The 13,490-nt window shown below is 63.0% G+C and carries 8 protein-coding genes, 2 rRNA genes and 1 pseudogene; 6 read left to right on the top strand and 5 right to left on the bottom strand.

The window, feature by feature from the left end; translation table 11 throughout:
* Positions 1–167: 167 nt before the first annotated feature.
* Entirely contained in the window at positions 168–1,223 is a 1,056-nt protein-coding gene (locus RHCRD62_RS26515; protein WP_050066713.1) for a hypothetical protein, read from the top strand.
* A 38-nt stretch (positions 1,224–1,261) separates the two neighbouring features.
* Here RHCRD62_RS26515 and RHCRD62_RS26755 read toward each other — a convergent pair.
* Positions 1,262–2,608 (bottom strand): annotated as a pseudogene (locus RHCRD62_RS26755) (PLP-dependent aminotransferase family protein); the annotation flags it as partial.
* A 125-nt stretch (positions 2,609–2,733) separates the two neighbouring features.
* On the opposite strand from RHCRD62_RS26755, the gene RHCRD62_RS20995 reads away from it, so the two are divergent.
* The 5 genes from RHCRD62_RS20995 to acs all read left to right on the top strand — a co-directional run bounded on the left by RHCRD62_RS20995 (position 2,734) and on the right by acs (position 9,228).
* Positions 2,734–3,489 carry a type 1 glutamine amidotransferase gene (locus RHCRD62_RS20995; protein WP_050066712.1) on the top strand — a complete coding sequence of 252 codons (756 nt, stop codon included), beginning with the start codon at positions 2,734–2,736 and terminating at the stop codon, positions 3,487–3,489.
* Between the two features lie 36 nt (positions 3,490–3,525).
* The gene (locus RHCRD62_RS20990; protein ID WP_050066711.1) at positions 3,526–4,179 is read left to right on the top strand and encodes an AmiS/UreI family transporter; all 654 of its coding nucleotides are present in this window, start codon (positions 3,526–3,528) and stop codon (positions 4,177–4,179) included.
* Between the two features lie 134 nt (positions 4,180–4,313).
* Positions 4,314–5,651, top strand: a complete 1,338-nt coding sequence (locus tag RHCRD62_RS20985) for an amidase (RefSeq protein WP_172671112.1) — start codon at positions 4,314–4,316, stop codon at positions 5,649–5,651.
* A gap of 10 nt (positions 5,652–5,661) precedes the next feature.
* Positions 5,662–7,197, top strand: a complete 1,536-nt coding sequence (locus RHCRD62_RS20980; protein WP_050066709.1) for a glutamine synthetase family protein — start codon at positions 5,662–5,664, stop codon at positions 7,195–7,197.
* 96 nt (positions 7,198–7,293) lie between these two features.
* Positions 7,294–9,228, top strand: a complete 1,935-nt coding sequence (acs, locus tag RHCRD62_RS20975; protein WP_050066708.1) for an acetate--CoA ligase — start codon at positions 7,294–7,296, stop codon at positions 9,226–9,228.
* Positions 9,229–9,288: 60 nt separating this feature from the next.
* Here acs and rocD read toward each other — a convergent pair whose 3' ends face one another.
* From rocD to RHCRD62_RS20955, 4 genes are all read right to left on the bottom strand, one after another.
* A complete protein-coding gene (rocD, locus tag RHCRD62_RS20970; protein ID WP_172671111.1) occupies positions 9,289–10,506 on the bottom strand; it encodes an ornithine--oxo-acid transaminase in 1,218 nt (405 codons plus the stop codon).
* The gene (gene ddaH / locus RHCRD62_RS20965; RefSeq protein WP_172671110.1) at positions 10,503–11,300 is read right to left on the bottom strand and encodes a dimethylargininase; all 798 of its coding nucleotides are present in this window, start codon (positions 11,298–11,300) and stop codon (positions 10,503–10,505) included. Before ddaH ends, rocD begins: the two co-directional genes overlap by 4 nt.
* Positions 11,301–12,011: 711 nt before the next feature.
* Positions 12,012–12,128 (bottom strand): 5S ribosomal RNA (gene rrf / locus RHCRD62_RS20960).
* A 120-nt stretch (positions 12,129–12,248) separates the two neighbouring features.
* Positions 12,249–13,490 (bottom strand): 23S ribosomal RNA (locus RHCRD62_RS20955); the annotation flags it as partial.

Below are 13,490 nucleotides of genomic sequence, written 5' to 3'. Positions count from 1 at the left end.
CTGGAAAGGTCAGCATGTCGACGACCAAGTCCTCTATCGAACGTTCCCTCGCGAGACCACGTCAGTATGCTTCTGTCGGAACAGTTCTCGGCGCATCGATTGTCTGTGTAACCGCATTGGGTGTCGCACTGTTACTCGAATCTGTCACTTCCACACGCTCGGCGTCGATGCAGAGCTATGAGCAGTGGACCTCCGACGTCTCGACGTCATGGACGGCGTGGTGGACCTGGGTGCTCGGAGACTTCACCGAGCCGCTGTCGTACAAGAGTCCACTCGCGTCGGTCGGCCTGCTCGCGGGCGCGTTCGTCGCGTTTCTCCTGTGGCGGTCGTCGTCCCGGTTCGCAGGCACACCCGTCTCGTACGGGTTCGGGGCGCGCTTTCCCTGGATGATCGGATCGGTGGTTCTGTCCTTGTCGACCACGAATCTGATCTTCCGCAGCCTGCTCGCGGACGGGAAGTGGCAGCCGACGTTCGTCGTCGTGGCCTCGGTCCCCGCGGCCGTCGTGTTGCTCTACGGGCGCGGCTGGGCGATCTTGGTCACCGCTGCCGTTCTCGGAGTCGTGACCGTACCGCCTCTCGCGATGCTCTTCATCGCGAACCTCTGTGTCCCAACAGGGATCCCGAATGTCGTCGGCATCGTCTCGGCGATGGCTGTCGGGGGTCTGATCGCGTGCGCAGTGTGCCGTGTCCTGCCTTGGATGAGGGTGACCGAAGATCCGCCGCCACCGCACGCGGCGGTCCGATCGACCGTTGGTCACGGCGAAGCTGCGTGGACGATTCGCCGCGTGATCGCCGACTTCTCTGAGGCGCAGTTCATCGGCAGCGAATGGGCCGGCGGCCTGATGATCGTCGGCGCGTGTGTCGGGTTCCTCATCGATCCGAGCTTCGCGGGCTACGGTCTCGAACTGTTGCCCCGGATACTGTTCGCCCAGGTACTCGCGTCCGCCATCGGGGTGGTGCTGTGGCGGCAGTGGTACCGAGGTGGGGGGTGGACCGCGACCTACGTTCCCGTGGTCTCGAGTGCACCGACCGCCGTGGTCGCCTTCGACGGTAGCTGGCCTGCCCTCATCCTGGGCGCAGCTATCGGCGCCGTGCTCGGGGCTCCCGTCGCCCGGTTGCTCGCAAAGCCGCTTCCTCCGTTGTTCCACCCGTTCATCGCGAACGTGACCTCGATGGCTGTGACGACTCTCGTCGTGTACTGGTCGCTGACGTGCATCCTCTGATGTTCGGCGCCGCGTCGNNGCACTCCCGCCTCGATATCGGCCGCGGACTTGTAGAACACCAGACGGAGATGGTCATCGCCACTGCCGTCCGCGGCGAAGGTCGACCCGGCGGCGATCAGTACGTCATTCCGGCGGGCCTCGATGGCGAACTGTGTTGCCGATCCGCAGGGCACTCCAATCCACAGAGACCACCCCTCCGCTGGATGGTGCCACGTCCAGTCGGGAAGATTGGTGCGGAGAAGTGACTGCGCGAGTTTCAGACCTTCTGCCGCTTCGAGCCTGCGGCGCGCCGCGATCTCCGTGTGGTGGTGCAGAAGTTCGAGTGAAACTACCTGGGCGATCAGCGATGTACCCAAGTCTTCGACACCCTTGACGCGAGCGAGACGCTCGGCGAGGGGGGCAGGTGCGCGCAGCCAGCCGACCCTGAGCCCGTCCCACAAGAGCTTTCCGACGCCACCGATAGTGATGATCGGTGCATCCGGACTCGTGGCGGCCAGTGGCACCTGTCGAGTGCCGCTCCGCAACAGACCTGCGTAGACATCGTCGTCGACGATCACGGTGGAGGATGCGGCTGCGAGGTCGACGACGTGTTGCCGTTGTTCCTCGGTCATCGCGGTTCCGGTCACGGAATGACAGGTCGACATCGTATAGATCAGATCCGGGCGATGACTTCGCATCGATTCCGAGAGTTGGTCGGGATCGAAACCGTCGGCACCGGATCGGACCGAGACGATGTGTGCTGAACGCGATCGCATCTGGTCCAATGCCCCCAGATACGTGGGACTTTCGAGGATGACAGATCCTCTCGGACGCATGAAGAGCCGGCACACCAGTGCGAGTGCCTGTTGTGCGCCCGACGTCACCACTACCTCGTTCGATCGGGTGGGCAGTCCTCTGTCGGTGTACCACTCGGCGATCCATTGCCGCAGATCGGGGAGACCGTGCAGATAGTGCACCGCGCTGTCGGCGAGCCGGATCACCTCGGCAGCACTGGATGTGACGGCCTCGTGGAGCTCGATCGGCGCCGGCGGCGTCGGACTGACGAAATCGACAACTCGCGAGTGCACCGCCGAACCAGTGAGTGGGTCGCTCTCCGGGGTTTCAACCCAATCCATCATCCGGGTCGCGCGTTCTTTCACCGGTCGGCGAGCGAAGGTCCCCTTCCCCGTGGTGCTCTCGGCCCAGCCCGATTCCTTGAGGTGCTTGTAGGCCTGCACCACCGTCGTTCTGCTTACAGCGAGGGCGTCGGCGATCTCTCTCTCGCCCGGCAGCTTTTCACCGACCCGGATGTGTCCAGCCGAGATCAGCGCCTCGAAACACTGCGCGATGCTCCGATAGCGGGGTCCGGGAACGCCTTCGGTTCGGAGCAAGTGCCAGATGATCATTCTGTTCGTGGTCGACAAGAAACAAGTCCAATCTCGCATGGGTGGCCTCTTGTGTGCTCGGCATCACAGCTACATCATCGTCTGCAGAAGCCGCTGCTGCAACCATCGAAATGTGAGAGGCGTATATGTCGAAAAAGAACTCCACCGCCGACCCCAACGCGAATCCTGTCCGCAAGGTACTCGTAATTCAGCACGTCGAATGTGAACCGCCGGCAGCTTTCGAAGACGTACTCGTCGAACGTGGCATCGGAATCGATCGAATCGAGTTGGATCGTGGCGATGCGCTGCCCGACTGGCTGTTGTACGACGCGATCATCGTAATGGGCGGACCGATGGGCGCGGTCGACGATCGAGAATTCCCCTGGCTCCTCGACGAGCGGAAGTTCATCGAGGAAGCCGTTAGTGCTGGAACGCCGTACTGGGGCGTCTGCCTGGGAGCACAGCTGCTTGCGGCCTCGTTTGGATCAGAGATCTACACCGGCGAGGTGCCCGAGGTAGGTATGAATACGGTTTCTCTGACCGCGGCAGCCGAGCAAGACCCGGTATTTTCCCAGCTGCCATCCTCATTTCCAGTGTTTCAGTGGCATGCGGATTCCTTCGTTCTTCCCGACGGATTCTCGCGGCTCTGCGAATCGGAGCTGTACGAGAACCAGGTGATTTCACGGGGTCCAGCGTATGGGGTCCAGTTCCATGTCGAGGTCACGGCGTCGCTTGCGGCAGAGTGGGGTGAAATTCCGGAATACAAGGAGGCATTGGAGTCCATTCACGGACAGGGTGCCGCGAGAGAGATATTGGAAGAGTTGCGGCAGAACATCGACGGAAACATGAACATTGCCAGGGCGATATTCAGTTCTTGGCTCGACAATTTCGTTGATCGGTAAATCGATGCATCCGTCAGGGAATGATCAGGAGAAGTCATGTCCAGCTTGTCTCTCATGTTCGTGGGGTCCGTTCTTCTGCTGAACGGCCTTGGCCTCCTGGGTGTCGTCGGCCCGAAGGCCACCGCGCCCGTCAACGTGTTCATCGGCTCGGCTCTGGTGATCACCGTGTTGTCTGCGGTGCTTTCGAGTCTGGATTCGGGAACCGGGCAGCTCGATATCGTTCTGGGAGCCACGGGCTTCCTGCTGTTCGCCTTCACCTACCTCTACGTGGCCTTCAACAACTTCGGGAGTCTCCCCGGAGATGGGCTCGGTTGGTACTGCGGGTGGGCGGCCTTGGTCTCCACGTTCCTGGCCGCGGTCAATTTCGTCCGATTCTCGGACGTCAAGTTCGGATTCATCTGGCTGTCCTGGGTGGTCTTGTTCTCGGCCTTCTTCTTCGTTCTCGCGTTGGGGCAGGAGTGGCTACAGCGTCCAACTGGCTGGCTGGCTGTGCTGCAGGCGTTCACGACAACGACGATCCCGGGTGCCATGCAGCTCACAGGGACCTGGGAGGAAGTGAATGCAGCGGTCGTCGTCGCCGTTCAGGTCGTCGTCGTCGCCCTCTTCCTGGTACTCGTTGCACGAGCGAGGGTGACACATCTGGATCGTGAATTGATCAGCAACACAGGAGATCTAGAACTGCATCGGTGAAGTGCAAACCGCGAGCACACCGAGCCACAACCCGAATCGAGAAGGATATGACCGTACCGCGAGTAGAGCCGGGCTACCATTCGATCTCCGAACTACAGACTGCCTACCGGACGGGGGAATACACACCGTCCGAGGTGATCGACGACATCCTTCGCCGCGCCAAGACTTTCGAGTCGTTGAACACTTTCATCACCCTGGACGAAGACGGATCCCGGGCACAGGCGGAAGCGGCGACCCGAGCGCTCGAACGACGAGGTCCGAGTCCGGAAAAGCCTCTGTTGGGTATTCCAGTCACAGTGAAGGATCTGATTCGCACTCGCGGTCTCCGGACGACACGCGGATCTCTTGTCACGAAAGACTTCGTACCATACGAAGATTCTCCGTCCGTAGCGCGACTGCGGGATGCGGGAGCAGTGATCGTGGGGAAGACCAATACCAGCGAAGGTGGCTGGAAGGGCGATGCTGCAAACCAACTGATCGGACCGTCCCTCAACCCGTGGGCGCGCGAGCGCTCCGCCGGTGGCTCGAGCGGCGGGGCCGGTGTCGCCGCAGCGATGGGTTTCGGACCTGTCGCCGTTGGGACGGACGGCGCCGGCAGCGTGCGGATACCGGCAGCCTTCTGCGGAGTTGTCGGCTTCAAGCCGACACTCGGACGTATCCCGTACTGGCCGCATTCCTCCGATGGCCTTTCCCACATCGGGGTTCTCACCCGTAACGTCGAGGATGCTGCTCGATCGGTGGCCGTCATGAGCGGCCCGGATTCTCGAGATCGTCTGAGCAACTTCGGAGATCGGATCGATCTTCCGATGCTGACCGGTATCCGTTCGCTGCGAGTAGGCTTCACGAGTTCGCTCGGAAGGGTGAAGCCGGAGGCCTCCGTGGAGAGCGCACTCCACGACGCAGTGACACTGTTACGTGAGATCGGCTACGAGACTGTCGAACTCGATATCGATCTTCCGGATCCCTACCAGATTCTCGACACCATCTGGGCCGGTCACGAGGCCGCGAGTCACTGGGACAACTTCGATGAGGTTGTGCACCTTCTTGACCCGGGCTACGCGAGCTTGATCCGGAGGGGACGGCAACTCGGTGCCGGTCAGCTCGCGCGAGCACACGATCTCCGCCACGACTACACGATGGCTGTGCGGACGGCGACCCGTGACGTGGACGTCCTTCTGACCCCGACGACACCGATCACCGCGTTCCCGTCAGATCAGGGTGAGGCCGTACTCATCGACGGGAAGGTCTCCGAGGGGCTCTCGTGGACGCCCTACACATATCCCTTCAATCTGACGGGCCAACCCGCAGTCAGCATGCCTGCTGCTCTCGATCCTCGGGGACTTCCGATCGGGATCCAGTTCGTGGGGCGGTTCGGCGACGACCGCCGCGTCCTCGGTATCGCCGCCGACTACGAGGCCAACCGGCCATGGAAGCCCGCCTATCCACGGCTCATCAATCACTCGACCTACTGAAGGAGCTCACATGTCCGAAAACATCAGTACCGCGACACTGAAGAATCTGAGCACCGGCCGTTCGGGGTTCATCGAGATGCACAATCTGTGGACACCTCTGCAGAAGGCCAAGGCGGCCGAGATTCTTGCGCAGATCGAGGACGACGGGCTGGAGGTGATCCGCATGTCCTTCTGCGATCCGCATGGCCTGTCGCGAAGCAAGGCAGTGACGGCTTCCTCGTTCGCATCGGTCCTGAGGAACGGGATCGACTGCAGTCCAGGTCCTTTCATCTTCGACACCGGCCTCGACCTGGTGTTCAATCCGTTCGAGCGCGGTGGTGGACTCAATGACGACGAGATGACGGGTGCCGGCAGCTTCGTGCTGGTTCCGGATCCGGAGACGTTCCGTGTCCTGCCCTGGGCGGACAAGGTGGGATGGATCATCGGTGACGAGTACTTCAAGTCGGGGCGTCCGGTGCCGTTCTCGTCCCGACAACTGCTGAAGCGGATGCTGGCTGAGGTCGAGGCGCGAGACCTGCAATACGTCGTGGGTCTAGAGGTCGAGTGGTATCTGACCCGCCTGGTCGACGTGAAGAACGATCTCGAGTCCGTCGGTGGTTTCGGATCCCCAGGCGCCGCGCCGGTGGTCGCGCCGGTGAACCTCGGCTATCAGTTCAACAGCGAGAATCTGATCGATGAAGTGGAGGGCCTGATTCGGGAGATTCGATCCACTCTGTTGTCGTTCGGAATCCCACTGCGCACGACAGAGCACGAGTCCGGGCCCGGCCAGATGGAGTTCACGTTCGACCCGATGCCGGCGCTCGAGGCCGCGGACGCAATGCTCCTCTTCCGGACCACGGTCAAGCAGCTCTGCGCACGTGCCGGCTACCACGCCACATTCATGTGTGCTCCCGCGCTCAGCGGATTCGATGCGAGCGGGTGGCACCTACATCAGTCACTCTTCGACAAGAGCGTCGGCGAGAACGTCTTCGTGGCCCAAGGGGAGGGCGAGTTCGTTTCCGAGTTCGCAACACACTTCGCCGGCGGTCTGGTTCGCCACGCCGCAGCTACAGCCATCTTCGCGGCACCGACGGTGAACGGCTACAAGAGATTCAGTGATCGCTTTTCGCTCTCACCCGACAGAGCGACGTGGTCCGCCGACAACCGCGGAACCTATCTACGGGTGCTGGGGGGCCCAGGTGACCCCGCAACCCACTTCGAGAACCGCCTCGGAGAACCCGCAGCCAATCCCTATCTGTACATGGCGTCGCAGCTGATCGCCGGCCTGGACGGCGTGGACAACAAGATCGACCCCGGACCGCTGACCGATAATCCACACGAAGAGGACCTGCCTCGTCTCCCGTCGAGCCTGGCGCAGGCGGCAGATGCCCTCGATGCCAGCGAGCTGTTCCGACGGAGCGCAGGCGACGCGTTCGTGGATTTCTACTTGGGACTCAAGCGGAACGAGTGGCGCCGGTATGTCCAGTTCCTGGAGGAGAAAGGAATTCGTGAGGATCAGAATTCGGTGACGGATTGGGAGCAGCGGGAGTACTTCCGCAGCTACTGATCGAGTGGACCCCGCCGCTCTCGCGGCGGCGGGGCGTTCCCGAGCCTTCTTCGAGGCTCATTGCTGGATGGTTGGATTCGTCGTTGGAAGGATTCCATGTCTGAGTTGAGTAATTCCCGACAGGTCGGGGATGCGTTCACACCGAGCGCGGAGTTCGCCGCGCAGGCGAATGCGGGGCCGGAGTTGCAGGCAGCTGCCGATGCGGACCGCCTCGCGTTCTGGGACACCCAGGCCAAGCGCCTGGACTGGGCCACCCCGTGGACGCAGGTACTCGACTGGTCCGACGCCCCGGTCGCGAAATGGTTCGTCGGCGGGTCGCTGAACGTCGCCTACAACTGCGTCGACCGGCACGTCGAGGCAGGCAACGGTGACCGCGTCGCCATTCACTTCGAGGGCGAGCCCGGCGACTCCCGGTCGCTGACCTACAACGACCTCCTCGCCGAGGTCTCGAAGGCCGCGAACGCGTTCACCGAACTGGGCCTCGTCGCAGGCGACCGGGTCGCGATCTACATGCCGATGATCCCCGAGGCCATCGTCACGATGCTCGCCTGCGCCCGCCTCGGCCTGACGCACTCGGTGGTCTTCGCCGGGTTCTCCGCGACCGCGCTCCGCTCCCGCATCGACGACGCGCAGGCGAAGCTCGTCGTGACGGTGGACGGGCAGTGGCGTCGCGGGCAGGCGGCACCGCTCAAGCCTGCTGTGGACGAGGCCGTCGACGGAGCAGAATCCGTCGAGCACGTGCTCGTGGTCAAGCGAACCGGTATCGACGTCGACACCGTCACCGGCCGGGACCTGTGGTGGCACGAGACCGTCGAGAAGGCATCCGACCAGCACACTGCTCAGCCGTTCGACGCCGAGCACCCACTGTTCATCCTCTACACCTCCGGCACCACCGGAAAGCCGAAGGGCATCATCCACACCTCCGGCGGCTACCTCACCCAGGCCTCGTACACCCACCACAACGTCTTCGACCACAAGGCAGGCAAGGACGTCTACTGGTGCACCGCCGACATCGGCTGGGTCACCGGACACTCCTACATCGTCTATGGGCCCCTCTCGAACGGCGTCACCCAGGTCGTCTACGAGGGAACACCGAACTCCCCGAACGAGCACCGTCACTTCGAGATCATCGAAAAGTACGGCGTCAGCATCTACTACACCGCCCCGACGCTGGTCCGAACGTTCATGAAGTGGGGACGCGAGATCCCCGACGCCCACGATCTCTCGAGCATCCGTCTCCTCGGGTCCGTGGGTGAGCCGATCAACCCCGAGGCGTGGCGCTGGTTCCGTGACGTCATCGGCTCCGGCACCGCCCCCATCGTCGACACCTGGTGGCAGACCGAGACCGGCGCGATCATGATCTCGCCCCTCCCCGGTATCACGGCCACCAAGCCGGGCTCGGCGATGGCACCGCTGCCGGGAATCTCCGCGAAGATCGTCGACGACGAAGCAAAGCCCCTCGGCGCGGGCGGCAACGGCTACCTCGTNCTCGGCGAGCCGTGGCCGTCGATGCTGCGCGGCATCTGGGGCGACATGGACCGCTACCGCGACACCTACTGGTCCCGGTACGCCGAGGAAGGCTGGTACTTCGCCGGCGACGGCGCCAAGTACGACGAGGACGGCGCCCTGTGGGTGTTGGGCCGCGTCGACGACGTCATGAACGTGTCCGGGCACCGCATCTCCACCTCCGAGGTCGAATCAGCTCTGGTCGGACACCATTCGGTCGCGGAAGCTGCCGTCGTCGGTGCCGCGGACGAGACCACCGGTCAGGGGATCGTCGCGTTCGTCATCCTCCGTGAAGGCGCGGAGAACACCGGTGACACTCTGATCGCGGAACTGCGGGCGCAGGTCTCCACCGAGATCTCGCCGATCGCGAAGCCCCGGCAGATCACCGTCGTTCCCGAACTGCCGAAGACCCGTTCCGGCAAGATCATGCGACGCCTCCTGCGCGACATCGCCGAAGGACGCGACCTCGGAGACACCTCCACCCTCGTCGACCCCAAGGTCTTCGACGCCATTCGCGGTAAGTAGCGGGCACGGCGCACGGAACCTCGGGAAGCCCCTCGATCCGGCCGGATCGAGGGGCTTCCCCTAGTCGGGCATCTGCAGGCTGTCGGCCAATTGTTCTACTGCCCAGGTGATCTCGTCGCGCTCGATGACCAGTGGCGGCGCGAGCCTGATCGTCCCTTCGTGGGCATCCTTCGCCAGGACGCGTCGAGTCAGCAGCCGCTCACAGATCGTTCTCGCCGACGGGCCATCCGGAGGCAGGTCGACACCGGCCCACAGTCCGCGGCCGCGCACCTGGTTCACACCGGGCAACTGCGCCAGCAGGCCGTGCAGGTGCGATCCCAGTTCCCTGCTGCGACTTTGGAACTCGCCTGTCTCGACCATCCTGACCACCTCGGTCGCCACCGCGCACGCGAGTGGATTCCCGCCGAAGGTGCTCCCATGCTGCCCCGGTCCGACAACCCCCATCACCGGCCAGTCCGCGACCACCGCCGACACCGGAACGATCCCGCCTCCCAGTGCCTTCCCCAACACGTAGACATCGGGGACGACATTCTCGTGGTCGCATGCGAACGTCTCGCCGGTTCTCCCTAGACCACTCTGGATCTCGTCGGCAACCAGGAGGATCCCGCGATCGTCACAGAGAGAGCGGACCTCGGACAGGAAGCCGTCCGGCGGCACCCGAACTCCGGCCTCACCCTGGATCGGTTCCACCAGCACCGCAACCGTGTTGGGTGTGATCGCTGCGGCGAGTGCGCCGATGTCGCCGTACGGCACGGTCAGGAAACCCGGAGGGAACGGCCCGAAACCCACACGGGCGTCATCGTCGGTGGAAAACCCGACGATGGCGATGGTACGACCGTGGAAATTGCCGGCGAACGTGATGATCTCGGCGCGATCGGGGGCCACACCCTTGACGTCGTAGCCCCACTTCCGAGCCAGCTTCAGCGCCGTCTCCACAGCCTCGGCACCAGTGTTCATCGGCAGGACAGCGTCCTTCCGGCAGAGTCCTGCAACGGCGTCACAGAAGTCCGCGAACACAGAATGCTGGAACGCCCGGCTGGTGAGCGTGAGCCGCTCCAGCTGACGCTGCGCAGCCGCAACAAGTCGGGGATGCCGGTGCCCGAAGTTCAGGGCCGAGTATCCGGCGAGCATGTCCAAGTACTCGACGCCGTCGACGCCCCTCGCCCAGGCTCCGTCCGCGGACTCGAGGACGACGGGAAGCGGGTGATAGTTGTGCGCACCGTGCTCGTCGGCGCGAGCCAGCTCGGCCGCTGTCGGATCGCCGACCGGACGCGTCACGACCGAACCCCGTGACTCCAACCGTTCAAATCCAGTGTGCAACACCTGATCCCGCCGCCGGACTTGGCGAACTCGGACATGTCCACCGGAACGGGGGCGTATCCGCGATCACGCAGTCGATCTGCCAGCCCGGTTGCCTGCGCACTCAGGACCACATGGTGGCCGTCGCTGACGAGGTTCAAGCCGAGAGATCGTGTGTCGTCCTCCGTCGCGACAATGGCGTCGGGGAACATCGACCGCAACAGAGTCGCGCTGCGCTGGTCGAAGGCCTCGGGCAGATACGCGATCGTGCTGTCGTCGAGCACGCCGAGAGCGGTGTTGAGGTGGTAGTAGCGCGGGTCGATCAGCCGCAAGGTGACGGCGCGCCTGCCCAGGTGTATCTCCGCTTCCGTGTGCGCACGTTCGTCGGTGCGGAATCCGGTGCCGGCGAGGATCGTCTCCCCCACGAGAAGGAGATCCCCACCTCCTTCATTGACGTACTTCGGCCGAAGGGGGCGCCGGAATCCGTTGTCCTCGAACCATCGGAGGACGTGGTCGGCCTCGGGTCCACGCTCCATCGTGCGGTACCGGGCACCAAGCGCAACCCCGTCGACGACCAGACCGCTGTCCGCGACGAACACCATGTCGGGCAGTCCGGGTGCCGGGTCGATCAGGTGAACGACATGTCCGAGCTCGCGGTAGGTGTCGACGAGGGACTGCCACTGCCTTTGCGCCAAGGCCCGATCCACCGGGACCGTCGGATCCATCCAGTCGTTGATGGCGTACACGACATCGAAGTATGTGGGTGCGCACATCAGGTACTCACGCCTGGATCGCGCCGGCTCCGTCTCCACAGTGCGGAACCGCGACGTCATCGTCATCTCGTACCCCCTCGTGCGGGCAGTGAGGTCAGTATCCGCGCACTGCCCCCGCCCCGCCACCGATAACCCGTCCGCGTCGCACATGGGTTGGGCACGCGTCCGAGCCCGGATGTGGGGGTGCTGGGCACTTCGCAATGGGTGGTGGGCGCCGACGGCCGGCCAGCACCCGGCTTTCGCGGCCGCACACGGCGTTGTGCGCGCAATCCCCCTGCGGGCGCGGCAGAACCGGTGCGCATCGGTGATGCGTCGACGGTGCGCGGAGGCCAGTCGAGCCGCGATCGCAGTGCTGCCGTGGCGGGTGCGGGACCGCCGCGGCGCGGGTGTTCGCACCCCTTTTCGTCGATGCGCACCGGTGTTGCACGCCGAACACCCCTGCGAACACCTCACCACCCCTGCGCAGGGCAGTTCGCGCATATGGTCGGAGGCCACCTCTCCCGGTGCGTCCGGTGGTGTCACCCGCGCCGGCACGCGGGTACGCACCCGTTTTCGGGTGTCCGCACCGCCGTTCTGCGGGCGATGCCGGTGTGGACGCATCGAAACCCGTGCGCAGGGGTTGTCGCGTGCGCGGATCAGGGTGAACAGGGCCNGAAACGCCGAAAACCCCGGAACCAGAAAACTCTGGTTCCGGGGTCCCCGGGATGTTATGTACGGCGGTGTCCTACTCTCCCACACCCTGTCGAGTGCAGTACCATCGGCGCTGGAGGGCTTAGCTTCCGGGTTCGGAATGGGACCGGGCGTTTCCCCTCCGCTATGGCCGCCGTAACTCTGTGAAACTGTCACACGGAACCAGAAACACACAACCCCAACAATCAGGATCGATAATTTCCGGCTCTGAACAACGTGTGTTGTTTCAGATACCGCACAGTGGACGCGTAGCTTCTTTGTGGTAAGTCCTCGGCCTATTAGTACCAGTCACCTACATGCATTACTGCACTTCCAGTTCTGGCCTATCAACCCGGTAGTCTGCCGGGGGCCTTACCCCCTCAAGGGGGTGAGAAACCTCATCTTGGAACAGGCTTCCCGCTTAGATGCTTTCAGCGGTTATCCCTTCCGAACGTAGCTAACCAGCAGTGCCCTTGGCAGGACAACTGGCACACCAGAGGTTCGTCCGTCCCGGTCCTCTCGTACTAGGGACAGCCTTCCTCAAGTTTCTAACGCGCGCGGCGGATAGAGACCGAACTGTCTCACGACGTTCTAAACCCAGCTCGCGTGCCGCTTTAATGGGCGAACAGCCCAACCCTTGGGACCTACTCCAGCCCCAGGATGCGACGAGCCGACATCGAGGTGCCAAACCATCCCGTCGATATGGACTCTTGGGGAAGATCAGCCTGTTATCCCCGGGGTACCTTTTATCCGTTGAGCGACACCGCTTCCACATGCCGGTGCCGGATCACTAGTCCCGACTTTCGTCCCTGCTCGACCTGTCAGTCTCACAGTCAAGCTCCCTTGTGCACTTGCACTCAACACCTGATTGCCAACCAGGCTGAGGGAACCTTTGGGCGCCTCCGTTACATTTTGGGAGGCAACCGCCCCAGTTAAACTACCCACCAGGCACTGTCCCTGAACCAGATCATGGTCCGAGGTTAGATGTCCAATACGATCAGAGTGGTATTTCAACAACGACTCCACGAACACTGGCGTGCCCGCTTCACAGTCTCCCACCTATCCTACACAAACCGAACCGAACACCAATACCAAGCTATAGTGAAGGTCCCGGGGTCTTTTCGTCCTGCCGCGCGTAACGAGCATCTTTACTCGTAATGCAATTTCGCCGAGTCTATGGTTGAGACAGCTGAGAAGTCGTTACGCCATTCGTGCAGGTCGGAACTTACCCGACAAGGAATTTCGCTACCTTAGGATGGTTATAGTTACCACCGCCGTTTACTGGGGCTTAAATTCTCAGCTTCGCCATTACTGGCTAACCGGTCCTCTTAACCTTCCAGCACCGGGCAGGCGTCAGTCCGTATACATCGTCTTACGACTTCGCACGGACCTGTGTTTTTAGTAAACAGTCGCTTCTCACTGGTCTCTGCGACCCCCACCAGCTCAGAGGGCAAGCCTCGTCACCAGCAGAGGTCCCCCTTCTCCCGAAGTTACGGGGGCATTTTGCCGAGTTCCTTAACC

The sequence above is a fragment of the Rhodococcus sp. RD6.2 genome (assembly GCF_001040705.1).
GTDB lineage: Bacteria > Actinomycetota > Actinomycetes > Mycobacteriales > Mycobacteriaceae > Rhodococcus_G.
The sequence above is the reverse complement of the archived record's forward strand: the minus strand, read 5'-3'. Positions and strand labels throughout refer to the sequence as shown.